The organism is Mesorhizobium sp. SEMIA396, from assembly GCF_024518615.1.
Classification (GTDB): domain Bacteria; phylum Pseudomonadota; class Alphaproteobacteria; order Rhizobiales; family Rhizobiaceae; genus Mesorhizobium.
The window spans coordinates 74,496-99,717 of record NZ_JANIFC010000012.1 but is presented as its reverse complement, the minus strand read 5'-3'; the positions used below and the strand labels follow the sequence as shown (position 1 = coordinate 99,717).

The 25,222-nt window shown below is 63.1% G+C and carries 23 protein-coding genes and 2 pseudogenes; 24 read left to right on the top strand and 1 reads right to left on the bottom strand.

Annotation, left to right across the window (positions count from 1 at the left end):
- Positions 1–41 precede the first annotated feature (41 nt).
- The 13 genes from NP503_RS25950 (at position 42) to NP503_RS25890 (ending at position 12,409) form a co-directional block, all read left to right on the top strand.
- Complete coding sequence (locus NP503_RS25950) at positions 42–1,148, top strand: DUF1513 domain-containing protein (protein WP_127266952.1); 1,107 nt, start codon at positions 42–44, stop codon at positions 1,146–1,148.
- A gap of 95 nt (positions 1,149–1,243) precedes the next feature.
- Positions 1,244–1,921, top strand: coding sequence for a tRNA (adenosine(37)-N6)-threonylcarbamoyltransferase complex dimerization subunit type 1 TsaB (gene tsaB, locus NP503_RS25945; protein ID WP_127266951.1), 678 nt, complete (start codon positions 1,244–1,246; stop codon positions 1,919–1,921).
- The gene (gene rimI / locus NP503_RS25940; RefSeq protein WP_127266950.1) at positions 1,922–2,416 is read left to right on the top strand and encodes a ribosomal protein S18-alanine N-acetyltransferase; all 495 of its coding nucleotides are present in this window, start codon (positions 1,922–1,924) and stop codon (positions 2,414–2,416) included. It begins immediately after the preceding gene.
- A 21-nt stretch (positions 2,417–2,437) separates the two neighbouring features.
- Positions 2,438–3,238, top strand: a complete 801-nt coding sequence (locus NP503_RS25935; protein ID WP_127266949.1) for a 1-acyl-sn-glycerol-3-phosphate acyltransferase — start codon at positions 2,438–2,440, stop codon at positions 3,236–3,238.
- A gap of 74 nt (positions 3,239–3,312) precedes the next feature.
- Positions 3,313–4,722 carry a tRNA (N6-isopentenyl adenosine(37)-C2)-methylthiotransferase MiaB gene (gene miaB, locus NP503_RS25930; protein WP_127266948.1) on the top strand — a complete coding sequence of 470 codons (1,410 nt, stop codon included), beginning with the start codon at positions 3,313–3,315 and terminating at the stop codon, positions 4,720–4,722.
- Between the two features lie 83 nt (positions 4,723–4,805).
- On the top strand, positions 4,806–5,798 hold the full coding sequence (locus NP503_RS25925) for a PhoH family protein (protein WP_023758127.1): 993 nt from the start codon (positions 4,806–4,808) through the stop codon (positions 5,796–5,798).
- Between the two features lie 18 nt (positions 5,799–5,816).
- The gene (gene ybeY, locus NP503_RS25920) at positions 5,817–6,317 is read left to right on the top strand and encodes an rRNA maturation RNase YbeY (protein ID WP_127266947.1); all 501 of its coding nucleotides are present in this window, start codon (positions 5,817–5,819) and stop codon (positions 6,315–6,317) included.
- A gap of 28 nt (positions 6,318–6,345) precedes the next feature.
- Complete coding sequence (locus NP503_RS25915) at positions 6,346–7,485, top strand: hemolysin family protein (RefSeq protein ID WP_127266946.1); 1,140 nt, start codon at positions 6,346–6,348, stop codon at positions 7,483–7,485.
- Between the two features lie 80 nt (positions 7,486–7,565).
- A complete protein-coding gene (locus NP503_RS25910; RefSeq protein WP_245456875.1) occupies positions 7,566–7,994 on the top strand; it encodes a VOC family protein in 429 nt (142 codons plus the stop codon).
- Between the two features lie 102 nt (positions 7,995–8,096).
- A complete protein-coding gene (gene lnt, locus NP503_RS25905; protein ID WP_127266945.1) occupies positions 8,097–9,689 on the top strand; it encodes an apolipoprotein N-acyltransferase in 1,593 nt (530 codons plus the stop codon).
- Positions 9,690–9,829: 140 nt separating this feature from the next.
- Positions 9,830–10,249, top strand: coding sequence for a helix-turn-helix domain-containing protein (locus NP503_RS25900; RefSeq protein ID WP_013527901.1), 420 nt, complete (start codon positions 9,830–9,832; stop codon positions 10,247–10,249).
- Between the two features lie 169 nt (positions 10,250–10,418).
- A complete protein-coding gene (gene metK, locus NP503_RS25895) occupies positions 10,419–11,684 on the top strand; it encodes a methionine adenosyltransferase (RefSeq protein WP_127266944.1) in 1,266 nt (421 codons plus the stop codon).
- A gap of 23 nt (positions 11,685–11,707) precedes the next feature.
- Entirely contained in the window at positions 11,708–12,409 is a 702-nt protein-coding gene (locus NP503_RS25890; RefSeq protein WP_127266943.1) for a tRNA (guanosine(46)-N(7))-methyltransferase TrmB, read from the top strand.
- A 66-nt stretch (positions 12,410–12,475) separates the two neighbouring features.
- Here the strand turns inward: NP503_RS25890 and NP503_RS25885 are convergent, their stop codons facing one another.
- Positions 12,476–12,643, bottom strand: a complete 168-nt coding sequence (locus NP503_RS25885; protein ID WP_013527898.1) for a hypothetical protein — start codon at positions 12,641–12,643, stop codon at positions 12,476–12,478.
- 299 nt (positions 12,644–12,942) lie between these two features.
- Here NP503_RS25885 and rimP point away from each other — a divergent pair, with 299 nt between their 5' ends.
- The 11 genes and pseudogenes from rimP (at position 12,943) to NP503_RS25835 (ending at position 25,210) form a co-directional block, all read left to right on the top strand.
- Positions 12,943–13,587 (top strand): ribosome maturation factor RimP, encoded by a 645-nt coding sequence (gene rimP, locus NP503_RS25880; protein WP_127270712.1) that lies wholly within the window; start codon positions 12,943–12,945, stop codon positions 13,585–13,587.
- A 49-nt stretch (positions 13,588–13,636) separates the two neighbouring features.
- Positions 13,637–15,232 carry a transcription termination factor NusA gene (gene nusA / locus NP503_RS25875; protein WP_013527896.1) on the top strand — a complete coding sequence of 532 codons (1,596 nt, stop codon included), beginning with the start codon at positions 13,637–13,639 and terminating at the stop codon, positions 15,230–15,232.
- Positions 15,233–15,270: 38 nt separating this feature from the next.
- Positions 15,271–15,921, top strand: a complete 651-nt coding sequence (locus NP503_RS25870) for an RNA-binding protein (protein ID WP_127270709.1) — start codon at positions 15,271–15,273, stop codon at positions 15,919–15,921.
- Positions 15,918–18,491 (top strand): translation initiation factor IF-2, encoded by a 2,574-nt coding sequence (gene infB, locus NP503_RS25865; RefSeq protein ID WP_127270707.1) that lies wholly within the window; start codon positions 15,918–15,920, stop codon positions 18,489–18,491. The genes NP503_RS25870 and infB overlap by 4 nt, the downstream gene beginning before the upstream one ends.
- 125 nt (positions 18,492–18,616) lie before the next feature.
- A complete protein-coding gene (gene rbfA, locus NP503_RS25860) occupies positions 18,617–19,057 on the top strand; it encodes a 30S ribosome-binding factor RbfA (protein ID WP_127270705.1) in 441 nt (146 codons plus the stop codon).
- Positions 19,057–19,726, top strand: a pseudogene (gene truB / locus NP503_RS33435) (tRNA pseudouridine(55) synthase TruB); the annotation flags it as partial. The gene rbfA and the pseudogene truB (NP503_RS33435), both read left to right, overlap by 1 nt.
- Positions 19,727–19,827: 101 nt before the next feature.
- A pseudogene (gene truB / locus NP503_RS33430) lies at positions 19,828–20,067 on the top strand (tRNA pseudouridine(55) synthase TruB); the annotation flags it as partial.
- A gap of 44 nt (positions 20,068–20,111) precedes the next feature.
- Positions 20,112–21,206 carry a magnesium/cobalt transporter CorA gene (gene corA / locus NP503_RS25850; protein ID WP_127270701.1) on the top strand — a complete coding sequence of 365 codons (1,095 nt, stop codon included), beginning with the start codon at positions 20,112–20,114 and terminating at the stop codon, positions 21,204–21,206.
- A 140-nt stretch (positions 21,207–21,346) separates the two neighbouring features.
- Complete coding sequence (gene rpsO / locus NP503_RS25845) at positions 21,347–21,658, top strand: 30S ribosomal protein S15 (protein WP_269470859.1); 312 nt, start codon at positions 21,347–21,349, stop codon at positions 21,656–21,658.
- Positions 21,659–21,936: 278 nt separating this feature from the next.
- Positions 21,937–24,084: a polyribonucleotide nucleotidyltransferase gene (pnp, locus tag NP503_RS25840; RefSeq protein WP_127270698.1), complete on the top strand. Its 2,148-nt coding sequence runs from the start codon at positions 21,937–21,939 to the stop codon at positions 24,082–24,084.
- A gap of 106 nt (positions 24,085–24,190) precedes the next feature.
- The gene (locus tag NP503_RS25835; protein WP_127267919.1) at positions 24,191–25,210 is read left to right on the top strand and encodes a class I SAM-dependent methyltransferase; all 1,020 of its coding nucleotides are present in this window, start codon (positions 24,191–24,193) and stop codon (positions 25,208–25,210) included.
- Positions 25,211–25,222: the final 12 nt, after the last annotated feature.

The window sequence follows — 25,222 nt, the reverse complement described above, 5'->3', positions numbered from 1 at the left end:
GGTTTTCGGAAAAGATCATGCTCAAGAAGAGAGATTGATCCTTGAAAACCCCTCTGATAGATCGCCGCGATTTCCTGAGAGCTGCAGGCGTTGGCTTCATGGCGACGATGACGCCCTCGGCCTGGGCAACCACGCTTGTGGCCGACGCCGTCTTCGCCACGGCTTTCGTCAAACGCGACGGCAGCTTTGGCGCTGCCGTCCTGTCCGAGGCCGGCAAGGTCCTGCATGCGATCGACCTGCCCGATCGCGGCCACGATGTCACCTTCGATCCCATATCGAAACGCTCGGTGGTCTTCGCGCGTCAGCCCGGCACCTTCGCCGTGGTTTTCGATCACTCGGGCCGTGACGCGCCGCTGACCATCGCCAGCATCGCCGGCCGGCATTTCTTCGGCCATGGCGTGTTCTCGGCCGACGGTGCGCTGCTCTATGCCACCGAAAACGACTTCGACAACGCCGCCGGCGTCGTCGGCGTCTACGATGCGCGGGCCAAATTCAGCCGTGTCGGCGAATTCCCGACCTATGGCATGGGTCCGCACGAGCTTCTGCTCCTGGGCGATGGCAGGACGATCGCGGTTGCCAATGGCGGCATCGAGACCCATCCGGATTACGGCCGCGCCGAGCTCAACATTGCAACCATGAAGCCGTCCTATGTGCTGATAGACCGCGTCACCGGCGATCTTATCGAGAAGCACGAATTGCCGGCCGCACTGCATCAGCTGTCGATCCGCCACATGGACACCGATCGGTCCGGAAGCGTCTGGTTCGGCTGCCAGTACAGGGGGCCGGGCACCGATCGACCGTTGCTGGTCGGTCGCGCCGCGCGCGGCAAGGAGCTGCAGTTGCTGGACATGCCGCAGGACGTTTTGTCCGGCTTCCGCAACTACATAGGCTCGGTAGCCGCCAATTGGGCTGCCGGAACCGTCGCCGTTTCCTCGCCGGAAGGCAACTCGCTCGTCGTGATCGATGCGGCCAGCGGCCGGGTCGTTGCGAACAGCGCATTGGTCGAGGTCTGCGGCGTGGCGCCCGATGGAACCGGCTTCATGGCCACCACCGGCGCCGGCGAGATCGTCGAGGGCAGCGGTGCGACACGCTCCGAACCGGACTATGTCTGGGACAACCACATGCTGCGTATCGAACAGGCCGCATAGGCTACAAGCGAAGCCGCTTAACGAATTATGCACTATCCCCTTGCGGTGGCGGGCCGTGGCGGGCACAGGGAATTGTTTTTCGAACCGGTTGCCTCATGAAATTGCTTGCCATCGACTGTGCCGCCAATCTCTGCGCCGCTTGCGTCTATGACGCGACGGCGAAGCAGGAGCTTGGCCGTCAGGTGCTCGATCTCGGCAAGGGCCATGCCGAGCAACTGATGGCGGTCATCGCCGAAGCGCTGGAGGCAAGCGCAACCGACTATGCAGGTCTTGGCGCCATCGCCGTCTCTGTCGGCCCCGGTTCTTTCACCGGTCTGCGCGTCGGCGTCTCGACCGCGCGTGGCCTGGCGCTGGCGCTGAAGATACCGGCAATAGGGGTGACGACACTGGAGGCGCTGGCCGTCGAAGCAGCAGCGGCATTTCCCGGTCGCGCCGTGCTGGCGGCGCTCGATGCCGGCCGTGAAGAGATCCACGCGGCCTTTTACGACGAAAGGTTAGTCTTGACTTACGGTCCGGCCGCGGCCACGCTGGCTGACGTGGTGGCTATGGCGAAGGAAACGTCTCCGGTGCTTGCCGGCACCGCGGCAGCGCTCATCAGCGCATCGGCCGGGCGCGAATTTGATGTCGGCCCTCGGACAGCCACCGCCGACATTGTCACCTACGCCCGCCTGGCTGCCGCCAAGGGCGCGGGCGAACGGCCGAAACCACTCTATATACGCGGCGCCGACGCCAAGCCGCAGGCTGGCTTTATTCTATCAAGGCAAGAAAGATAAATGCGCATACCTTTTCTCCAACCACGCCGCCGGGACTACGCGCTCGAGCCGCTGAGGATCGCCGACAGTCCGGCGGTCTCGCTGCTGCATCGCGAGGACTTTGTCCGCCCCTGGACCGATGGCGAATTCGCCGCCCTGCTCGAACAGGACACCGTGTTCGGCTATGCCGCGCGCGAAACCGGACAGGGCTCCAAGCCGCCCGCCGGCTTCGTGCTGGCGAGGCTTGCGGCAGGCGAGGGCGAGATCCTGACCGTCGCGGTGGCGCGATCGCATCGTCGCCAGGGGCTGGGCTGGCAATTGATGGACGCGGTGTTGCGCGAACTGCACGCGCAGCGCGCCGAAGCGCTGTTCCTCGAGGTCGACGAGACCAATGTCGCGGCGATCGCGCTTTATCGTCGGCTGGGCTTCCGCGAGGTCGGCAAGCGGCCGAATTACTACAGATCGGCCGAACACGGACCGACCGGCGCGCTTGTCATGCGCCGCGATCTTCGCTAGCGAGACGGCCGGGATGGGGCGATGATCAAGAAAATCAGGATTTTCCTGGCGCTGGGCCTCGTTGTCGCCGGTTCGCTGGTCCTCGTGCCGCTACAGATACTGTCGATGAAGACCGGCTGGTGGCCGGAAACCTTCATCCTCAAGGTCTGGCACAGGCTGATCGTCAGGGCGCTCGGCATGCGCATCCATGTCAAGGGAGCGCTGTCCGACAAGCGCCCGCTGCTGGTGGCGTCCAATCACATCTCCTGGACCGACATCATGGTGCTCGGCTCTTTTGCCGACGTAAAGTTCATCGCCAGGGCGGATATGGAAGGCTGGCCGCTGATCGGCATGCTGTCGAAGCTGCAGCGCACCGTGTTCATCGAGCGCGAGCGCAAGCGTTCGTCGGGCGACCAGGCAAGCGAGATTGCCAGCCGCATGGCCAAGGGCGATGCGATGGTGCTGTTTGCCGAGGGCTCGACCGGCGACGGCAATATGGTCCTGCCGTTCAAGAGCACGCTGTTCGGCGCCGCCTCGATGGCGATTTCCGAAGGCGCGGCGGAACAGGTGTTCATCCAGCCGGTGGCGATCGCCTATACGCGTCTGCACGGCGTGCCGCTCGGCCGCCGGCATCGCCCGCTTGCCGCCTGGATCGGCGATGAGGATTTGATGCCGCATCTCAAGGTTCTGCTCGCTGAGGGCGCGCTCGACGTCGAGGTGCATTTCGGCGAGGCAATCGCCTTCTCCAAGGGTTCGAACCGCAAGGAGACGTCGAAACTGATGGAAAGCCAGGTGCGTGAGATGATGCAGGCGGCGCTTGCCGACCCGCGGCCGAGCCGGTAGCTCCGGCACGCTCTTGCTGGCGCGGGCCGAGAATCGTCTGTTTTTTGTCACGGAAAGGCGTTAGAAGCCGCCTTATGGACTTGAACACGATAGAAAGCGACGACATCGGCACTACGGCTGGACAGCCGGCGGTGCTTCCCGCGGCAGCGAGAAAAGTCTTCATCAAGACCTATGGCTGCCAGATGAATGTCTATGATTCACAGCGTATGGCCGATGCGCTGGCTGCCGACGGCTATTCCGCGACCGATGCCATTGGCGAGGCCGACCTGGTGCTGCTGAACACCTGTCATATCAGGGAGAAGGCGGCCGAAAAGGTCTATTCCGAGCTCGGCCGTATCCGCGCCATGAAAGCCGAGCGTGCCCTGGCCGGCCGTGAGATGCTGGTCGGCGTCGCCGGCTGCGTGGCGCAGGCTGAAGGCGCCGAGATCATCCGCCGTTCGTCGGCCGTCGACCTGGTCATCGGTCCGCAGACCTATCACCGGCTCCCGGACGTGCTGGCGCGGGTGCGCGGCGGCGAAAAGATCGTCGAGACCGACTACGCCATCGAAGACAAGTTCGAGCACCTGCCGCAGCCCAGGCGCGCCGAGGTCATCAAGCGCGGCGTCACCGCCTTCCTCACCGTGCAGGAAGGCTGCGACAAGTTCTGCACCTTCTGCGTTGTGCCCTACACAAGGGGCTCCGAAGTCTCCCGGCCGGTGGCGCAGATTGTCGCGGAGGCTGAGCGCCTGGCCGAAGCCGGCGTGCGCGAAGTGACGCTGCTCGGCCAGAACGTCAATGCCTGGCATGGCCAGGGCGGGAGCGGTCAGGAGTGGGGCCTTGGCCGCCTGCTGTTCAGGCTGGCCGAAATCCCCGGGCTGGCGCGGTTGCGCTACACCACCAGCCACCCGCGCGACATGGATGACGAACTGATAGCGGCCCATCGCGATCTGCCGGCGTTGATGCCCTATCTGCATCTGCCGGTGCAATCCGGCTCCGACCGCATCCTCAAGGCGATGAATCGCCGGCACACGGCCAGGGATTATCTGGCGCTGCTCGACCGCATCCGTACCGCGCGGCCTGACATCGCGCTCTCCGGCGACTTCATCGTCGGCTTTCCCGGCGAGACCGAGGCGGATTTCGAGGCGACCATGGAGCTGGTGCGCCAGGTCAATTACGCCTCGGCCTTTTCGTTCAAATATTCGCCGCGTCCGGGCACGCCGGGCGCCGAAATGGCCGACCATGTGCCGGAAATGGTCAAGGACGAGCGCTTGCAGAGACTACAGGCTCTGCTTGTGAAGCAGCAGCAGGATTTTGGTTTGAGCCTCGTCGGAACCACCATCGACACGCTGATCGAGAAGCCCGGCCGTCAGGCCGGCCAGAAGGTTGGCCGCTCGCCTTGGCTGCAGCCGGTTATTGTTGATGAAAAGGCCGGCGAAATCGGTGACATTATCCAGGTGCGAATCACGAAGACGGGCTACAACAGCCTGTTCGCCGAATTGGCCTGAGGGTCTCGGCAGATGAGGAGAGACGGTTGAGCGCAGCAGAGCTGAAGAACCTGCCCCCGGTACCGGCATCTGGGGCTTCTGACATGGCGCACATCGTTCTGACTTTCGACAACAACAAGCTTGCCAGCGCCCTTTATGGTCAGTTCGACGAAAACCTCGCCAGGCTGGAGCAGAAGCTTGGCGTCGACATCCGCTCACGCGGCAACCAGCTGACCATCAAGGGTTCGGCGTCGGCCGCCGAGCAGGCGCGCCGCGCCCTGGACAACCTCTACGGCATTCTCCAGAAAGGCGTCGATATCGGCCAGTCCGACGTCGACGGCGCCGTGCGCATGGCGATCGCCGCCGACGATCAGCTGACCCTGCCGACGCTGGAGCGCAAGGGCAAGGTTTCCGCCGCCCAGATCGCCACCCGCAAGAAGACGATCTATGCCCGTTCACTCAACCAGGACGCCTATATGCGGGCGCTGGAACGGTCGGAACTGGTGTTCGGCATCGGCCCGGCCGGCACCGGCAAGACCTATCTGGCGGTGGCCCATGCGGCGATGCTGCTCGAGCGCGGCATGGTCGAGCGCATCATTCTCTCTCGGCCTGCGGTCGAGGCCGGCGAACGGCTGGGCTTCCTGCCCGGCGACATGAAGGAGAAGGTCGATCCCTATCTGCGGCCGCTCTATGACGCGCTCTACGACATGATGCCCGCCGACAAAGTCGAGCGCGCCATTGCCGCCGAAGTGATCGAGATCGCGCCGCTCGCCTTCATGCGCGGCCGCACGCTGGCGCATGCCGCCGTCATCCTCGACGAGGCGCAGAACACCACGCCGATGCAGATGAAGATGTTCCTGACGCGTCTGGGCGAAAATTCGCGCATGATCGTCACCGGCGATCCGACCCAGATCGACCTTCCCTCGAACACCAAATCGGGACTGGTCGAAGCCTTGCGGGTGCTGGACGGCGTGGCGGGCGCGGTCACCGTGCGCTTCAACGACGGCGATGTGGTCCGCCATCCGCTGGTGGCGGAAATCGTCAGGGCCTACGACCGGGACGCCAAGCTGGCGCGCGGCCTCGGCGCCGAGAATTGATGTTGACGATGCGGCTTCATGCCTGAGGACATAACATCCGGCGACGGGAATGTTCCCGTCGACATCGACATATCGGTTGAGGCGGGCAACTGGCCCGACGAGGCAAGCCTGACGCGGCTGGTCGATCGCGCCGTCAAGGCGGCTTTTGCCGAAACCGGCGTGGCGGGCCGTTCCGAACTCAGCCTCGTTTTTACCGACGACGCCCATGTCCGGGTTCTCAACGCCGGCTGGCGCGGCAAGGACAAGCCGACCAATGTCTTGTCTTTCCCGGCTTTTCCGTTTGTGCAAGGCGGACCGTTGCCGCCGATGCTGGGCGACATCGTGCTCGCCGCCGAGACGGTCGCGCGTGAAGCGGCACTGGAAGACAAGCCTGTCGAGAACCATATCACCCATCTCGTCATCCACGGCCTGCTGCATTTGCTGGGTTACGATCACGAGACCGACACTGAAGCCGAGGCGATGGAAGCCGTCGAACGCACGGCGCTTGCAAGGCTTGCCATTCCCGACCCCTACGCGTAACTACATCTGATCAATTGACCGGACGACGATGAACGACAAACCAGAAACTGCCGCCCGCCCCGACGCCGGCAGTGCGACCAAGGCTTCCGATACGTCGGAAGAGGGATCAAGTCCGAGTACCGTTACCTCTGGTGCTAACAGTACCTCTGGTGCTAACAGTACCTCTGGCGCTAGCAGTACCTCTGCTGCTGGCAGCGCTGCCAGCGAGACGTTGCCTGCCGGTCCCTCCCTGTTCGACCGCGTTCTGGGCTTGTTTCGGCAACGCAACGGAACCAGCCTGCGTGAGGAAATTGCCGGCGCGCTTGCCGAGACGACGAGCGATGCCGGCGCCTTCTCGCCCGGCGAACGCGCCATGCTCAACAACATCCTGCGGCTGCGCGAAGTGCGCGTCGAGGACGTCATGGTACCGCGCGCCGACATTCAGGGGGTCGAAATCACGACGACGCTCGGCGATCTCCTGGGCACTTTCGAACAATCCGGCCATTCCCGCATGCCGGTCTATTCCGAGACGCTCGATGATCCGCGCGGCATGGTCCATATCCGTGACGTGCTGGCCCACATCACCAAGATCGCGCGCGTCAAGAAGGGCCGCACGACCAGGAAAACCCCCGCTGCCACGGTTCTCGATCTTGCCCAGGTCGACCTCGCACGCACCATTGGCGACCTCAATCTGATCCGCCCGGTGCTGTTCGTGCCGCCGTCGATGCTTGCCTCCGACCTGATGGGCCGCATGCAGACGACGCGCACCCAGATGGCGCTGGTCATCGACGAATATGGCGGCACCGACGGCCTCGCCTCGCTGGAAGACATCGTCGAGATGGTGGTCGGCGACATCGAGGACGAGCATGACGACGACGAGCCGATGATCACCCAGAGCGGCGACGGCGTGTTCATCGTCGACGGCAAGGCCGAGATCGACGACGTGGCCAAGATGATCGGCGGGGATTTCGCCGCCGGTGAACATGGCGAATATGTCGACACGATCGGCGGCATGATTTTCAACACGCTTGGCCGTGTTCCGGCCCGCGGCGAGGTGGTGCAGGCCATACCCGGCTTCGAATTCCACGTCCTCGATGCTGATCCGCGCCGCGTCAAGCGCGTGCGCATCGTGCAGAGCCAGAAGGGTGAGCGCCGCCGGCGCGCCACCGCGCGCACCGAACAGGCGTGAGCCTCACGCTCGCCCGATGACTGTCGACGACCCGTTCAAGCATCCAAGTCTGGGGTCCGGTGTCTTCTACAAGGACCCTCGTGCCGCGCTGGACTGGCTTGAAGCAGCAGCTGGACTGGCTTGAAGCAGCATTTGGCTTCGAGCGCAGCATGGTAGTCAGCGATGCCGAGAGAAAACTCGTCCATGCAGAGATGCGATTCGGCGACAGCTACATCATCGTCGATTCCGAATGGAGCGATTATGTTGCCAGCCCGGCTTCGGTCTCGGGCAGGAACACGCAGTCGATCTATGTCAGGCTGAAGGGCGGCCTGGATGCGCATTGCGAGCAGGCGCGGGCGACCGACGCTGAGATAATCCAGGAGCCGGCGGATCAGTTCTACGGCGAGCGCCAGTATCGTGCCCGCGACCCCGAGGGCCATGTCTGGACCTTCACGCAGACCATCCGTTCGGTTCCGCGCGAGGAGGCCGAGCGGCTGGGCGGCGTTCAAATCGAGGGTTGGCACCGGTAGGGCAGGGCCGGAGCTGTGCATCTCAGCCAGCCATCCGCCCGTTTGGAGCGCGGAGCGCAGCCTGTTAAATCTTGTGTCCTGATTCGCGACTCGGAAGTATGCATGGAGCGCCTCACCGGCCGGATAATTCTGCTTTGGGGTTGGCGGCGTGCGCTCGTGGCGTTTCTCGCGGGCGCTTTTGCCGTGCTTGGGCAGGCGCCTTACGATTTCTTCGCCGCCTGTTTCGTCTCGTTTCCGCTGCTGGTCTGGCTGCTCGACGGCGCCACCGGCGAAGCTTCCGGCAGCCTGTTCCGGCGTCTGCGGCCGGCTTTTGCCGTCGGTTGGTGGTTCGGTTTCGGCTATTTCCTCGCCGGCCTCTGGTGGATCGGCTCGGCGCTGCTGGTCGAGGCCGACAGTTTTGCCTGGGCGCTCCCCTTCGCGGTGGTCGGCATTCCTTTCATGCTCGCCTTTTTCTACGGCTTTGCTGCAATCGTAGCCCGGCTGCTGTGGAGCAACGACATTGGCCGCATCGCCGCCCTTGCCTTCGGCTTCGGGTTGGCGGAATGGCTGCGCGATTTCCTGTTCACCGGTTTTCCCTGGAATGCCGTCGGCTACGCGGCCATGCCCGTGCCGCTGCTGATGCAGAGCGTCTCGGTGACGGGCATGATCGGCATGAACGCGCTCGCCGTGTTCGTCTTCGCACTGCCGGCACTGCTGGCGGCACGTCGGCACCTGCGCCTCGGCGCGGCACTGTTTGTCATGCTCGCCGCCGCCCATGTCGGCTTCGGCTATGTCAGGCTTGGCGCTCCCGAACCGCCAGCTTCACGCAGCCTGGATGTCCGCATCGTTCAGCCGGCCGTGGACCTGTCGGAAAAATGGGATGCCTCGGTGCGCGACCGCATCTTCGCGGTCCTGATGGGGCTCTCGGCCAAGGCGCCGGACCCAGGCCATCAAAAGCCGCAGCTGATCCTGTGGCCCGAAACCTCGGTGCCTTTCCTCTTCACCGAGCGTCCGGACGCATTGACGGCGCTGGGAGACATGCTCGGATCCGGCCAGATGCTGATTGCCGGCGTCGTTCGCGAGGAAGGCGGTTCGGCCGCGAATGCCGACAGCCGTTACTACAACTCCGTGGTGGCGATCGACGACAAGGGTGAAATCTCCGACGCAGTCGACAAGGTTCACCTGGTGCCGTTCGGCGAATACCTGCCTTTCGCCGATCTGCTCCAGCGTTTCGGCATCGAGCAACTGGTTGCCGGGCCGATGAGTTTCGCGGCCGGCAATGAGCGGCACGCCATCACGCTGCCCGATGGCATCCGTGCGCTGCCATTTATCTGTTATGAGGTGATCTTTCCCGATCTTGTGGCAGTTGACGCTGCGTCAGCGCAGCTTATTGTGAACGTTACCAACGATGCGTGGTTCGGCGACACGCCGGGTCCGTATCAGCATTTCAGGCAGGCCCAGATCCGCGCGGTGGAAAATGGATTGCCATTGGTACGTGCTGCCAACAACGGCATCTCGGCCGTCGTCGATCCGCGCGGGCGCATCGTCGATGCGCTTGCGATCGACGCACGCGGCGCCATCGATGCCCACATACCGATTTCCGGACAGGCGCTCATATCTCCCGGCCAACGGCGCATTAACGGAATGCTGATCATGTTGCTGTTTGCCGTTGGGGCAGCGCTGTTGAACGTAAGGCAAAGGCTACGGGTGAATTGACAGCCAACACATTAGAAACTCATACTGTAAGTGCCTGAAAATTTCTCGAAGCCGGTGGATCGTTCTGTTGGGGCAGTTGCCTCCGGCTTTGTTTGGGCAAGAAAAAATAGAGAAAGCCGAAAAAATTCGGCGAGGAAAAAATGACAGAAGACAACAAGAAGAAACCGAATCCGATCGACATCCATGTTGGCAGTCGCATCCGGCTTCGCCGCAACATGCTGGGAATGAGCCAGGAAAAGCTGGGAGAAAACCTCGGCATCACATTTCAACAGATTCAGAAATATGAAAAAGGCACCAACCGCGTCGGCGCCAGCCGATTGCAGGCGATAGCGTCCATACTCGGCGTGCCGGTCGCCTTCTTTTTCGAGGATGCGCCCGGCCAGGAGCCCGTGGCGGGCCGTGGATTTGCCGAGGACGCGTCGATGGCTTTCGCTGTCGAATTCTGCGGCAGCCCTGAAGGCCTTCAGCTCAACCGGGCCTTTGTCAAGATCGCTGATGCCAAGGTGCGCCGCAGGATTATAGACCTGGTCAAGTCCCTCTCCGCCGACGATCCCGACTGATCCTCAATCACGCCAGCACCGGCGGCGTCTTGCCGCCGGTGGCACAAGATAACTGCATCGACATTCATGCCAGAGCCGAAGCACCGCTTGACGAGCGGCGCTTCGCCCCGCTAACACGTGGCGCGCCAAAATCGGCAGCCTGCCGATCGTTTTTCAAGAGGGGACACCCGTGACGCGGCAGAACTACTTCTTTACCTCGGAATCCGTTGCCGAGGGCCATCCCGACAAAGTCTGTGACCGGATTTCCGACGAGATCGTCGATCTGGTGTATCGCGAAGCCAAGAAGACCGGCATGGACCCGTGGAAAGTCCGTGTCGCCTGCGAGACGCTGGCCACCACCAACCGTGTCGTCATCGCCGGCGAAGTGCGTGTTCCCGACACGCTGCTCAAGAGGGACAAGGCGGGCAATATTCTCAAGGATGCCGCTGGGCATTCGGTCGTCAATCCGGCCAAGTTCAAGTCGGTCGCCCGCAAGGCGATCCGCGAAATCGGCTACGAGCAGGCCGGCTTTCACTGGAAAACCGCGAAGATCGAGGTTCTGCTGCACGGCCAGTCGCCTGACATCGGCCAGGGCGTCGACAATGCCTCCGACCGTCAGGGCGAAGAGGGTGCCGGCGACCAGGGCATCATGTTCGGCTACGCCTGCCGCGAGACGCCGGATCTGATGCCGGCGCCGATCTACTACAGCCACAAGATACTCGAATTGCTGGCGGCCGCCCGCCACGAGGGCAGCGGTGAAGCCGGCAGGCTCGGACCGGATGCCAAGAGCCAGGTCACCGTTCGCTATGTCGACGGCAAGGCCGCCGAGGCGACGCAGATCGTGCTGTCCACGCAGCATCTCGATGCGAGCTGGGATTCGAAGAAGGTCCGCAAGGTCGTCGAACCCTATATCCGGGAGGCGCTGGGCGAGCTGAAGATCGCCGACAACTGCATGTGGTACATCAATCCGACCGGCAAGTTCGTCATCGGCGGGCCGGACGGCGACGCCGGGCTGACCGGCCGCAAGATCATCGTCGACACCTATGGCGGTGCCGCACCCCATGGCGGCGGTGCCTTCTCCGGCAAGGACACCACCAAGGTGGATCGTTCGGCGGCCTATGCGGCGCGCTACCTGGCCAAGAACGTCGTGGCGGCGAAACTCGCCGACCGCTGCACCATCCAGCTTTCCTACGCCATCGGCGTTGCTCAGCCGCTGTCGGTCTATGTCGACTTGCACGGTACCGGCAAGGTCGACGAGGCAAAGCTCGAGGACGCGCTGCGCACGGTGATGGATCTGTCGCCGTCGGGTATCCGCCGTCACCTCGATCTCAACAAACCGATCTACGCCAAGACGTCGTCCTACGGCCATTTCGGCCGCAAGGCCGGCCGTGATGGGTCTTTCTCCTGGGAAAAGACCGATCTCGCCAAGGCGCTCAAGGACGCGGTCGCCGCCTGACAGCGGCGCCGCAAAGTCCCACCATGGATCCGAAGGGCAGACCAAGCCGCGCGACCGAAGCCTTTTTCGGTCGCCGGCGCGGCAAAACCATGCGTCCGCAGCAGGCGGCCGCATTGGAAAGCGGCTTTGGCACATATCGGCTCGATCTGACGGCTGAACCGCCGACCGATCTCAGCAGTCTGTTTGAGACGGATGTCAGCGCGGTTCGCCTTGAGATTGGCTTCGGCGGTGGCGAGCATCTCCTGCATCGTGCGATCGAGGCGCCTTCGATCGGCTTTATCGGCGTCGAGCCCTTCGTCAACGGCATGGCCAAGATGATGATGGCGGTGCGCGAGAAACCACTCGCCAATCTGCGGGTCTATGACGACGACGCCACAAGGCTGCTCGACTGGCTGCCGCAAGCCTCGCTCGACGGCATCGATCTGCTCTATCCCGACCCTTGGCCGAAGAAGAAACACTGGAAGCGGCGCTTCGTCAGCCCGGTCAATCTCGAGCGGTTCGCGCATGTGCTGAAGCCTGGTTCAAAATTCCGCTTCGCGTCCGACATCGACACCTATGTCAACTGGACCCTGCTGCATTGCCGCGCGCATGGCGCGTTCGCATGGCAGGCTTGCGAGGCGGCGGACTGGCACCTTTCCTATGAAGGTTGGCCGGGCACCCGTTACGAGGCCAAGGCCATTCGTGAGGGCCGGCGGCCGGCCTATCTGACCTTCATTCGGAAATAAGCTCGCGGTCATAGAGAAATTCCAGGAAAAGTGTGAAACGGTTTTCCGTCCGGAATTGCGTCAAAGCTAGAAGCGGCGGCCGATGCGATCGAAGGCGGCAGGCTCGACGCCGAGATTGCGCAGGTCGTCGGCGCGCGGCCTGCGACCGGCTTCCACGGCCCGTGAAGCGGCCACGGCGCTGCCGAATACGGTGAAGAAGTCGCCTATTGCAGAAAATATCTTGCGATTGCTCATGATCATGTCCTTTCGCGCACGTATGGCGCACGGCCACATTTGTGCAGCGCAACATAAATAGGCGCGTTTCAGCGCCGATCCCATGGGTGTCGCCGCATAGGCGCCATGCGCCCCATGCAACGCTGGCGCGGGCCGCCTCGATGGCGGCGTTGCCCGACCAGCACAGCGGGCTTGAAACACAGGCCGTCATCGTCTATATCAGCCTCAAATTCTTGGTCGGTATGACGAAGAGTGGGTCCACCCGGTCCCGCTCTTTTTTATTACCTGCCGATAACTTGGTAGAGAACGACAGGGCTTCAATGACTGCAACGGCAAGCGAGGGCGACGATCGCATCATCCGCGAAAGCGGCATCGATGCGCGCATCGCGCTGATCGTCCAGCCGGTTCTGCGCGGCATCGGCTTCCGCCTCGTGCGGGTGCATCTGTCGGGCCAGAACGGGCTGACGCTGCAGATCATGGCCGAACGCGAGGACGGCACCATGACCGTCGAAGATTGCGAAGAGGTCAGCCGCGCTGTGTCGCCGGCGCTCGACGTCGATGATCCGATCGAAAAGGCCTATCACCTCGAAGTCTCGTCGCCCGGCATCGACCGGCCACTGGTCCGTAAATCGGATTTCACGACCTGGACGGGTCATCTGGTGAAGATGGAAACATCGATGGTCGTCGCCGACCGCAAGCGCTTCAAGGGCAAGATCGCCGAAGCCGGCGAAGACGATGTGCTGATCGAGCGCGACAAGGCAGCCTATGGCGAGGAGCCGACGGTGCGTGTCCCCTACGATGCGATTGCCGACGTGCGCCTGATCCTGACCGACGATCTCATCCGCGATGCCCTGTCGAAGGACAACAGGGCGCGCAAGGAAGCCAAGAAGCGCCGCGGCGAACCGGACGATGACGAGTCGGGTGCGGAAGCGGACGCCACGGAAGACCACGAACAGGAACTATGATTGAGCTGCCGGGCGCAAAGGCCCGGCAAACAAGCTCCGGAGAAAAACGATGGTTGTAAGCGCCAACAGACTTGAATTGCTGCAGATCGCCGACGCGGTCGCGCGTGAAAAGTCGATCGACAAGTCGATCGTCATCGCCGCCATGGCCGATGCGATCCAGAAGGCGGCGCGCTCGCGTTACGGTCAGGAGACCAACATCCGCGCCGACATCAACCCGAACACCGGTGAGATGAAGCTGCAGCGGCTGATGGAAGTGGTCGAGAAGGTCGATGACTACGCCACGCAGATCGCCATTTCCTCGGCTCGCGAGCGCAATCCCGACGCCCAGCTCGGCGACTTCATCGCCGAACAGCTGCCGCCCATGGATTTCGGCCGCATCGCTGCCCAGTCGGCCAAGCAGGTCATCGTGCAGAAGGTCCGCGAGGCCGAACGCGACCGCCAGTATGACGAGTACAAGGACCGCATCGGCGAGATCGTCAACGGTACCGTCAAGCGCGTCGAATACGGCAACGTCATCGTCGATCTCGGCCGCGGCGAAGCGATCATCCGTCGCGATGAGCTGATCCCGCGTGAAAACTACAAATATGGCGACCGCGTCCGCGCCTATGTCTACGATGTGCGCCGCGAGCAGCGCGGCCCGCAGATCTTCCTGTCGCGTACCCATCCGCAGTTCATGGCCAAGCTGTTCACCATGGAAGTGCCGGAAATCTATGACGGCATCATCGAGATCAAATCGGTCGCCCGCGACCCGGGTTCGCGCGCCAAAATCGCCGTTATTTCGCGCGACAGCTCGATCGATCCGGTCGGCGCCTGCGTCGGCATGCGCGGCAGCCGCGTCCAGGCCGTCGTCGGCGAATTGCAGGGCGAGAAGATCGACATCATTCCGTGGTCGCCTTCTGCGGCGTCCTTCATCGTCAACGCGCTGCAGCCGGCGGAAGTCGCCAAGGTCGTGCTCGACGAGGATGCCGAGCGCATCGAAGTCGTGGTTCCCGACGACCAGCTGTCGCTGGCCATCGGCCGCCGCGGCCAGAACGTGCGTCTGGCTTCGCAGCTGACCGGTTGGGATATCGACATCCTCACCGAGGCCGAAGAATCCGAGCGTCGCCAGAAGGAATTCGTCGAGCGTTCGTCGCTGTTCATGGAAGCCCTCGACGTCGACGAGATGGTCGGCCAGGTGCTGGCCTCCGAAGGCTTCACCAGCGTCGAGGAAGTCGCGTATGTCGATTCCGGCGAGATCGCCTCGATCGACGGTTTCGACGAGGACACCGCTTCGGAAATCCAGACCCGCGCCCGCGAATATCTGGAGAAGATCGAGGCCGAGCACGATGACAAGCGCAAGGCGCTCGGTGTTTCGGACGAGTTGCGCGAAATCCCCGGCGTCACCACCGCCATGATGGTGACGCTTGGCGAGGACGGCGTGAAGACGATCGAGGATTTCGCCGGCTATGCCGCCGACGACCTGACCGGCTGGAAGGAACGCAAGGACGGCGAGACAAAGGTCTATCCGGGCGTGCTGGCCAATCATGGCGTGACCCGCGCGGACGCCGAACAGATGGTTCTGGCCGCCCGCCTCAAGGCCGGCTGGATCACCGAAGACGAGCTTGCAGCCGAAGAAGTCTCGGCTGACGAAGCCGTTGGTGCGTGAGGTGAAACCGCATCGCACCGAACCCGCCCCTGGACGAGATGAACGATCGCACCTGCATCGTTACGCGCAAACAAGCCGAACCGGATGATCTGATCCGGTTCGTCGTCGGCCCGGATTCGGCCGTCGTTCCCGACATCAAGAGAAATCTGCCCGGCCGCGGTTGCTGGGTGAGCGCCGACCGCCTACATATCGACAAGGCTGCGGCGAAGAACCTCTTTGCCCGCGCCTTCAAGGCACAGGTGGTCGTGCCGCCCGATCTTGGCGGCATGATCGACGGGCTGCTTTCCAGGCACGCTCTGGGCATGCTTGGTCTTGCCCGTAAGGCAGGCGCAATTTCGCTTGGTGCTACCAAGGTCGAAAGTGCTGTTCGCGGCGGATTGGCGCTTTTCGTGCTCCACGCGACCGAGGCGTCCGATGACGGCGTGCGCAAGATCAGCCAGGCGCGACGGGCGACAGTCCATCTCGGCGGGCCCGCCATCCTTGCCTACAAACTTTTCTCCGAGGTCGAGTTGAGCTTGGCATTGGGGGGTACAAATGTGATACATGCTGCCGTTCTCGCGGGAGACGCGGGCAGGGCGGTCCAGAAGCGCATGGTTGCGCTCGACCGGTATCGGGGCGGTTCCCCGGACGATCTGGCAATGCTTGCGGCTGTTGCTGACGAAGATGATGCCGCAGAGGATATGGAATGAGCGATACGAAATCGGGTGACGACAATACGCTGAGTGTGACGCCGAAGAAGACCTTGACGCTGAAGCGCCCCGGTATGGAGCAGGGCACTGTGCGCCAGAACTTCTCGCACGGCCGCACCAAGCAGGTCGTCGTCGAAACCAAGAAGCGCAAGTTCTCGATGCCCGGCGACAAGCCGGAGCCTGTTGCCGCCCCCGTCTTCACACCGAAGCCGGCGGTCGTGGCCGCACCCGTCGTGCCGGAAGCACCGAAGGCGCCGCCACCCCCGCCGCCACCGGCCCCGGTCGAGCGCAGCGGCATGGTGCTGAACGAACTGTCGCGCAGTGAAATGGAAGCACGCCGCAGGGCGCTCGAGGGCTCGAAGGTTCGCGAGGTCGAGGACCGCCAGCGCGCCGCCGAGGATGCCAAGCGTCGCGCCGAGGACGAAGAGCGCCGCAAGCGCGAACGCGATGAATCCGCACGCCGCCAGGCCGAGGAAGAGGCGCGGTTGCAGACCGAGGCCGAATCCCGCCGTCGGGCTGAGGAAGAGGCGCGTCGCCGCGCGCCATTGGCTGCCGAACTGGCAACAGTCGATGACGAGGAAGTGGCCAAGCCGAAGCGGGTTGGCGCCGGCGCACCGGTGCGCCGTCCGGTCACGCCCGAAGTGGCGCGTCCGGCCAAGCCGACCAAGGCCGAGGAAGACCGCCGCCGCGGCAAGCTGACGCTGAATTCAGCATTGTCCGACGAAGACGCGCGAGCCCGTTCGCTGTCGTCGATGCGTCGCCGCCAGGAAAAATTCAAGCGCGCGATGCACAATGAGCCGCGCGAGAAAGTCATGCGCGAAGTGATCCTGCCAGAGACCATTACGATCCAGGAACTGGCGCAACGCATGTCCGAGCGCGCGGTCGACCTGGTCAAGTTCTTCATGAAGCAGGGCCAGATCCTGAAGCCGGGCGACGTCATCGATGCCGACACGGCCGAGCTGGTTGCTACCGAATTCGGCCACACGGTCCGCCGCGTCGCCGAGTCCGACATCGAGGAAGGCCTGTTCAACATCGCCGACAATGCCGAGGACCTGGTTTCGCGTCCGCCGGTCGTGACGATCATGGGTCACGTCGATCATGGCAAGACCTCGCTGCTCGACGCGATCCGCAACGCCAATGTCGTCTCCGGCGAAGCCGGCGGCATCACCCAGCATATCGGCGCCTACCAGGTCGAGAAGAACGGTCACAAGATCACCTTCATCGACACGCCCGGCCACGCCGCCTTCACGGCGATGCGTGCTCGTGGCGCCCAGGCGACCGACATTGCCATCCTGGTGGTTGCCGCCGACGACAGCGTCATGCCGCAGACGATCGAATCGATCAGCCATGCCAAGGCGGCCGGCGTTCCGATCATCGTGGCGATCAACAAGATCGACAAGCATGATGCCGATCCGCAGAAAGTGCGCTCCGAACTGCTGCGCCACGAGGTTTTCGTCGAATCCATGGGCGGTGAAGTTCTGGACGTCGAAGTGTCGGCGACCAAGGGCACCAATCTCGACAAGCTGCTCGAGGCGATCCTGCTGCAGGCCGAAATTCTCGACCTGAAGGCCAATCCGGATCGTACCGCCGAGGGTGTCGTCATCGAAGCCCAGCTCGACAAGGGCCGTGGCCCCGTCGCGACCGTGCTGGTGCAGACCGGCACGCTGATGCCGGGCGACATCCTTGTTGCCGGCAACGAATGGGGCCGGGTGCGTGCGCTGGTCAACGATCGTGGCGTGCAGATCAAGGAAGCGCCGCCGGCGATGCCGGTGGAAGTGCTTGGCTTGCAGGGCACACCGCAGGCCGGCGATCGCTTCGCCGTGGTCAACAACGAGGCCCGTGCCCGCGAGATCACCGAATACCGCCAGCGGCTGGCGCGCGAGAAGGCGGTTGCCAAGCATGCCGGCCAGCGCGGTTCGCTTGAGCAGATGATGTCGCAATTGCAGACAAGCGGGCTGAAGGAATTCCCGCTGGTCATCAAGGGCGACGTGCAGGGCTCGATCGAGGCGATCAACGCCGCACTCGACAAACTCGGCACCGACGAAGTGCGTGCGCGCATCGTCCATGCCGGCGCCGGCGCCATCACCGAAAGCGACGTGTCGCTGGCGGAGACTTCGGGTGCCGCGATCATCGGCTTCAACGTCCGCGCCAACGTCCAGGCGCGTGCCGCCGCAGCGGCGGCTGGCATCGAGATCCGCTACTACTCGATCATCTACAACCTCGTGGATGACGTGAAGGCGGCTCTGTCGGGCCTGCTGTCGCCGGAGCGTCGCGAGACCTTCATCGGCAACGCGCAGATCCTCGAGATCTTCGACATCACCAAGGTCGGCAAGATCGCCGGCTGCCGTGTCACCGAAGGCAAGGTCGAGCGTGGCGCGGGTGTGCGCCTGATCCGTGACAACGTCGTCATCCACGAAGGGACGCTGAAGACCCTGAAGCGCTTCAAGGACGAAGTTTCGGAAGTCCCCGGCGGCCAGGAGTGCGGCATGGCCTTCCAGAATTACGAAGACATGCGCGTCGGCGACGTCATCGAGTGCTTCCGCGTCGAGATGGTGACCCGGACACTCTGAGTTCGAGTGACTTGTCCATACCGGGCGGTGGCCGAAAGGCCGCCGCCCGAGGTCTATTGAGAACGACCCATATGAGACATGCGGCACGGTCCCATCCCGCGCCTCACGCTTCAGGATAGAGAAAAATGCCCCGTCCAACCACATCCAGCCCATCCCAGCGCATGCTGCGCGTCGCCGAACAGGTGCGCCATGCGCTGTCCGAAACCCTGCAGCGCGGCGAGATCATCGATCCGCTGATCGAGAACACCGTGGTGTCGGTCTCGGAAGTGCGCATGTCGCCCGATTTGAAGGTCGCTACCGCTTTCGTTTCGCCACTCGGCGCCAAGGATACCGATGCGGTGGTCGAGGCGCTGAACAAGCATGCGAAATTCATCCGTGGCCGTGTCTCCGGCGCGCTGCGGCAGATGAAATTCATGCCGGAGTTTCGCTTCAAGCTCGACACCTCCTTCGACAATTTCGCCAGGATCAACGACCTCTTGAAATCGCCGGAAGTGGCGCGCGATCTGGGTCCTGAGGACCAGCAAAACGCGGACCAGGACAAAGACGACAACAAGGACACCGAATAGTGGCGCGCCGCGGCAAGAAGAAGGGCCGGCCGATCTCGGGCTGGCTGATCCTGGACAAGCCGGTCGGCATGGGCTCGACCGAAGCCGTCTCCAAGATCAAATGGCTGTTCCAGGCGGAAAAAGCCGGCCATGCCGGCACGCTCGATCCGCTGGCGTCCGGCATGCTGCCGATCGCGCTTGGCGAGGCCACCAAGACCGTTCCCTACGTGCAGGACGGCGCCAAGATCTATCGCTTCACCGTCGCATGGGGGCAGGAGCGCTCCACCGATGACCTCGAAGGTCCGGTGTCGAAGGAGTCCGATCTGCGTCCGTCGGAAGCCGAGGTGCTCGCCCTGCTGCCGAAATACACCGGCGTCATCATGCAGACGCCGCCGCAATTCTCGGCCATCAAGATCGCCGGCGAGCGCGCCTATGATCTGGCCCGCGACGGTGCGACGGTCGACATACCCGCGCGAGAGATCGAGATCGGCCGTCTGGACGTTGTCGAGCATGGCGCCGACCATACTGTTTTCGAGGTCGAGTGCGGCAAGGGCACCTATGTGCGTTCGCTGGCCCGCGACATGGGCCGCGACATGGGCTGTTTCGGCCATATCAGCGAATTGCGCCGGGTCGAGGTCGAACCGTTCACCTCGGAGGACTTCGTTACCATCGCCGAGTTGGAAGCTGCCCGTTTCGGCGTGGTGGAGGGAAACGCGGACGCGACTGATATCGCCGACGCTACGGTAGCCGCCGACACGGCAGAGGCTGCCGACAAGGTGGAAGTGCCAATCGACTTCGATGCCATCGATGCGCTCCTGGTCGACACATCGGCTGCCCTCGATTGCCTGCCGCAGATCGCCATCAGCGACGATGCGGCGACCAAGATCCGCCTTGGCAACCCAGTCATCATCCGCGGCCGCGATGCACCGGTGGAAGCCGAGGAAGCCTGCGCCACGGCGCGCGGCAAGCTGGTCGCCATCGGTGCCATCGAGCAAGGCATGTTCAAGCCCAAGCGGGTCTTTGCCGGGTGACGGCTCTCGTCTAACTTCAGTTCGACTCTACGTTCGAGGGGCACATGGCAAAGGCCGAAGCGGTGAACAAACGGGCGCCGGTGAAAACGCGCCGGCCGCCGGTCGGTGCGTCGCCTGGCACGCTGATCGCCGACCCCTCGGCGCGTCGCAGCGAACTCAGGCTGACGCTGATCTCGCCCGAAAAATTCAAGACCATCGAAAATGCCAGCATCGACGACCTCAACACCCATTGCGACAAATGGCCGGTCCTCTGGCTCGACTGCACCGGCCTCGCCAACATCCCGCTGATCGAGGAGATCGGCCGCATTTTCAGCCTGCATCCGCTGGCGCTGGAGGACGTCGTCAACACCGGCCAGCGGCCGAAGGTCGACTTCTTCGAGGACCATGCCTTCGTCGTCGTCAGGATGATCGACGACGTCACCTCGCATCGCTATGAGCAGATCGCCGTCTTCTTCGGCAGCAACTTCGTCGTTACCTTCCAGGAGCGGGAAGGCGATCCGTTCGATCCGGTGCGCAAGCGCATCGAAAGTTCGGCGCCCAACCGGCTGCGCGCCCGCGGCGCCGATTACCTCGCCTATGCGCTGATCGATGCCATCGTCGACAGCTATTTTCCGCCGATCGAGGCCGCCGGCGACACGGTCGACAGCATCGAGGACGAGATGCTGCATTCGCCGCACAAGCATCAGATGCGGCAACTGCATGAATTGCGGCGCGACGCCAACGTGCTGAAAGGCGTGCTTTGGCCAATGCGCGATGCGCTGGCGACGCTGATCCGCAACGATGTGCCCTATGTGAAGGCCGAGACCAAGATCTTCCTCAACGACACGCTCGACCATGCGCTGCGGCTGATCGAACTGGTCGAAACCCAGCGCGACATGCTGACCGGCCTGATCGAAATGCACCTGTCGCTGAGCCAGGCGCGCACCAACGACGTCATCAGCTATCTCACCATCGTATCGGTCATCTTCATGCCGCTCACCTTCCTGGTCGGCATCTGGGGCATGAATTTCGACCCGGAGTCTTCGCCCTGGAACATGCCGGAACTGAAGGCCTATTATGGCTATCCCTTGTCGCTGCTGTTCATGGCGCTTGTCGCGTTCGGGCTGATCGCCTTCTTCAAATGGAAGAAATGGCTTTGACAAGGATAAACCTGCCATTTTGGGCCTGAAAAGCCGGCTGGTGAATTGGGCTGGTGTTTTCCGGGGAATTGCACTATATGCGCCGCAGCATAGCGCTGTGACGCTTTGCTTGCACCGGCCCCTGCTGGACGACATCCCGGCTGAGGGCGACCCGTTTCCTCAAACAGATAAGGAAAAACACGATGTCGATTACTGCCGAGCGCAAACAGGAATTGATGGGTGAATTCGCAACCGCCAAGGGCGATACCGGGTCTCCGGAAGTCCAGGTGGCCATCCTTTCCGAGCGCATCAAGAACCTGACCGACCATTTCAAGGACCACAAGAAGGATAACCATTCCCGCCGTGGTCTGCTTGCTCTCGTCTCCCAGCGCCGCAGCCTGCTTGATTATCTCAAGCGCAAGGACGACGCGCGCTACCAGACGCTGATCGAGAAGCTCGGTCTGCGTCGTTGACGAATTGACCGGCGGGCTTTCGAAGGAGAGCCCGCCGGTCGCGCATTCTGCCAGTCGTATCGACTGGCCAGACCCGGTTTCGATCGTGCAGAGGGCACTCGAAACCGCCCATGGACGGTCATGGGGCAGGATTGCAGGACGCTCGCGCGCGCTCGCCGCGCCGAAATTACCCGAGCTTCCCGTTGTCTTGCCCGTGGCTGCCCGAGAAAGGAAGCCAGGGAAAGGGCATCCGCGCACCGTGAAACGGCGCGGCCCTTTCCTCATATTAAGGACAAGACATGTTCAATCACCACAAAGTGGAAATCGAATGGGGCGGCCGTCCGCTCATCCTCGAAACCGGCAAGATCGCACGCCAGGCTGACGGCGCGGTGCTCGCCACCTACGGCGAGACCAAGGTTCTCGCCACCGTTGTTTCGATGAAGGAGCCGAAGCCCGGCCTCGATTTCTTCCCGCTGACCGTCAACTACCAGGAAAAGACTTACGCCGCCGGCAAGATCCCGGGTGGCTATTTCAAGCGTGAAGGCCGTCCGAGCGAGAAGGAAACGCTGGTTTCCCGCCTCATCGACCGCCCGATCCGCCCGCTCTTCGCCTCCGGCTACAAGAACGACACGCAGATCGTCGTCACCGTCGTCCAACATGACCTCGAGAACGATCCCGACATCCTGTCGATCGTGGCCACCTCGGCTGCCCTGACGCTCTCGGGCGTGCCCTTCATGGGCCCGATCGGCGGCGCCCGCGTTGGCTATATCAACGGCGAATACGTGCTCAACCCGCATGTCGACGAGATGCAGGAATCGAAGCTCGACCTGATCGTCGCCGGCACCACCGACGCCGTGCTGATGGTTGAGTCCGAGGCCAAGGAATTGGGCGAAGAGCTGATGCTCGGCGCCGTCATGTTCGGCCACAAGGGTTTCCAGCCGGTCATCGACGCCATCATCAAGCTGGCCGAAGTCGCCGCCAAGGAGCCGCGCGACTTCACCGCGCCGGACTATTCCGCGCTTGAAGCCGAGATGCTGAAGATCGTCGGCGACGAACTCAGCAATGCCTACAAGAACGTCGACAAGCAGAAGCGCTACGCCGCCGTCGACGCCGTCAAGGCGAAGGTCAAGGCAGCGTTCGCCCCGGTCGAAGGCGAAGATGCCAAGTACACCTCCGAGCAGATCGGTTCGGTTTTCAAGGAACTCCAGGCCAAGGTCGTGCGCTGGAACATTCTCGACACCGGCTCGCGCATCGATGGCCGTGACCTGAAGACAGTCCGCAAGATCGTCTCTGAAGTCGGCGTCCTGCCACGCACCCACGGTTCGGCGCTGTTCACCCGCGGCGAGACCCAGGCGCTGGTCGTTGCAACGCTCGGCACCGGCGAGGACGAGCAGTATGTCGATTCCCTGACCGGCATGTACAAGGAGAAGTTCCTCCTTCACTACAACTTCCCTCCCTACTCGGTCGGCGAGACCGGCCGCATGGGTTCGCCGGGTCGCCGCGAAATCGGCCACGGCAAGCTTGCCTGGCGCGCCATTCGCCCGATGCTGCCGAGTGCCGACCAGTTCCCCTACACGCTGCGCGTCGTCTCGGAGATCACCGAGTCCAACGGTTCGTCGTCGATGGCCACCGTCTGCGGCACCTCTCTGGCGCTGATGGATGCCGGCGTGCCGCTGGCCAAGCCCGTCGCCGGTATTGCCATGGGCCTGATCAAGGAGGGCGAGCGTTTCGCCGTTCTGTCCGACATCCTTGGTGATGAGGATCACCTCGGCGATATGGACTTCAAGGTCGCCGGCACCGCCAACGGCATCACCTCGTTGCAGATGGATATCAAGATCGAAGGCATCACCGAGGAGATCATGAAGATCGCGCTGGACCAGGCCAAGGATGGCCGCCAGCACATCCTCGGCGAGATGGCGCATGCTCTGACCGGCGCGCGTTCGGAACTCGGTGAGTTCGCACCGCGCATCGAAGTGATGCACATCCCGACCGACAAGATCCGTGACGTGATCGGCTCGGGCGGCAAGGTGATCCGCGAGATCGTCGAAAAGACCGGCGCCAAGATCAACATCGAGGACGACGGCACGGTCAAGATCGCTTCGTCCAACGCCAAGGAGATCGAGGCGGCGAAGAAGTGGATCCACACCATCGTCGCCGAGCCGGAAGTCGGCGAGATCTACGAAGGTACGGTCGTCAAGACCGCGGATTTCGGCGCTTTCGTCAACTTCTTCGGTCCGCGTGACGGCCTCGTCCACATCTCGCAGCTTGCCAACGACCGGGTCGCCAAGACCTCGGACGTGGTCAAGGAAGGCGACAAGGTCTGGGTCAAGCTGATGGGCTTCGACGAGCGCGGCAAGGTCCGCCTGTCGATGAAGGTCGTTGACCAGGCCACCGGCAAGGAACTCGCCCGCGACAAGAAGAGCGAAGGCGAAGAAAACGCCGCCTGAACGTCTTGAGTTCATGAATTGAAGCGGGCGCGGCTTATGTCGCGCCCGTTTTCATTTCAGCCCCGGTTTTCACTTTCAAATAGCCCAGACAAGTCGAGATCGAACGATGTCCGCCGAGCCGTTGAAGACGCTTTTCCATCCCTTCGAGGCCGAGGCTGTTGCTTTGCCGGGAAAGGGCGAGCGCGTGCTGTTTCTCGGCGCTGAGCCGGGTTTTCGCCTGCCTGAAGGCTTCGAGGCGACGCTTCACCTCGTGCAGGGCTTCCGGCCGCATTTTAGCGCGCTGCAGGCGTCTGGCTGCGCCGTCACCGCGCAAGTGGAAGGCGATGGCTTCGATATGGCACTTGTGCTTGCCGGCCGGCATCGGGGTCTGAACGAAGTGCGCCTCGCGGAGGCGCTTGAGCGTGTGGCGCCGGGCGGCTTGGTCGTCGTTGGCGGCGGCAAGGACGATGGCATTGCCAGCCTGCGCAAGCGGGTCGGCGAACTTGTCCCCCTCGAGGGCCATCTGCCGAAATATCACGGCATCGCCTTCTGGTTACGCCGTCCCGCCGACCTCGCCGCCGCGGAGGAACTGCGCGCCGCCAATCCCGCTCTGCTGGTTGAAAACCGGTTCCGCACCGCGCCCGGCATGTTTTCCTTCGACCGGATCGATACCGGCTCGAAATTGCTGGTCGAGAACCTGCCCAATGATCTGCGTGGCAACATTGCCGATTTCTGCGCCGGCTGGGGGTATCTGGCTGCCGAGATCGCCGTCCGCTCACCGGGCATTTCAGCGCTCGACCTCTATGAGGCCGATTTCGCCTCGCTCGAAGCCGCAAAGCTCCATCTGGCAGGGGTCGGCCAGTCGATCGCCAGGAATTTCTTCTGGATCGATCTGCTGAAGGAACCGGTCGAGAAGCGCTACGACGCGATCGCCATGAACCCGCCCTTTCACCGCAGCCGGGCGGCCGAGCCGGAGATCGGCGCCGGCATGATCCGCGCGGCGGCCAAGGCCTTGAAACCAGGTGGTCGGCTGTTCATGGTCGCCAACCGCCAGCTTCCCTATGAGCCGATCCTGGCGGCCGCTTTTTCGAGCCATGCCGAACTCGCCCGCGACGGCATGTTCAAGGTGCTTGTCGCTCGTCGTTGATACAATGCACCG

Excerpts from the sequence above, each read along its gene's own strand:
- NP503_RS25935 (WP_127266949.1), top strand. The coding sequence starts at position 2,438 with ATGATCAAGAAAATCAGGATTTTCCTGGCGCTGGGCCTCGTTGTCGCC.
- NP503_RS25915 (WP_127266946.1), top strand. The coding sequence starts at position 6,346 with ATGAACGACAAACCAGAAACTGCCGCCCGCCCCGACGCCGGCAGTGCG.
- pnp (WP_127270698.1), top strand. The coding sequence starts at position 21,937 with ATGTTCAATCACCACAAAGTGGAAATCGAATGGGGCGGCCGTCCGCTC.
- ybeY (WP_127266947.1), top strand. The coding sequence starts at position 5,817 with ATGCCTGAGGACATAACATCCGGCGACGGGAATGTTCCCGTCGACATC.
- NP503_RS25925 (WP_023758127.1), top strand. The coding sequence starts at position 4,806 with ATGGCGCACATCGTTCTGACTTTCGACAACAACAAGCTTGCCAGCGCC.
- NP503_RS25900 (WP_013527901.1), top strand. The coding sequence starts at position 9,830 with ATGACAGAAGACAACAAGAAGAAACCGAATCCGATCGACATCCATGTT.
- NP503_RS25885 (WP_013527898.1), bottom strand. The coding sequence starts at position 12,643 with ATGAGCAATCGCAAGATATTTTCTGCAATAGGCGACTTCTTCACCGTA.
- rimI (WP_127266950.1), top strand. The coding sequence starts at position 1,922 with ATGCGCATACCTTTTCTCCAACCACGCCGCCGGGACTACGCGCTCGAG.
- infB (WP_127270707.1), top strand. The coding sequence starts at position 15,918 with ATGAGCGATACGAAATCGGGTGACGACAATACGCTGAGTGTGACGCCG.
- NP503_RS25890 (WP_127266943.1), top strand. The coding sequence starts at position 11,708 with ATGGATCCGAAGGGCAGACCAAGCCGCGCGACCGAAGCCTTTTTCGGT.
- NP503_RS25870 (WP_127270709.1), top strand. The coding sequence starts at position 15,271 with ATGAACGATCGCACCTGCATCGTTACGCGCAAACAAGCCGAACCGGAT.
- rbfA (WP_127270705.1), top strand. The coding sequence starts at position 18,617 with ATGCCCCGTCCAACCACATCCAGCCCATCCCAGCGCATGCTGCGCGTC.
- rimP (WP_127270712.1), top strand. The coding sequence starts at position 12,943 with ATGACTGCAACGGCAAGCGAGGGCGACGATCGCATCATCCGCGAAAGC.
- nusA (WP_013527896.1), top strand. The coding sequence starts at position 13,637 with ATGGTTGTAAGCGCCAACAGACTTGAATTGCTGCAGATCGCCGACGCG.
- miaB (WP_127266948.1), top strand. The coding sequence starts at position 3,313 with ATGGACTTGAACACGATAGAAAGCGACGACATCGGCACTACGGCTGGA.
- lnt (WP_127266945.1), top strand. The coding sequence starts at position 8,097 with ATGGAGCGCCTCACCGGCCGGATAATTCTGCTTTGGGGTTGGCGGCGT.
- NP503_RS25835 (WP_127267919.1), top strand. The coding sequence starts at position 24,191 with ATGTCCGCCGAGCCGTTGAAGACGCTTTTCCATCCCTTCGAGGCCGAG.
- tsaB (WP_127266951.1), top strand. The coding sequence starts at position 1,244 with ATGAAATTGCTTGCCATCGACTGTGCCGCCAATCTCTGCGCCGCTTGC.
- corA (WP_127270701.1), top strand. The coding sequence starts at position 20,112 with ATGGCAAAGGCCGAAGCGGTGAACAAACGGGCGCCGGTGAAAACGCGC.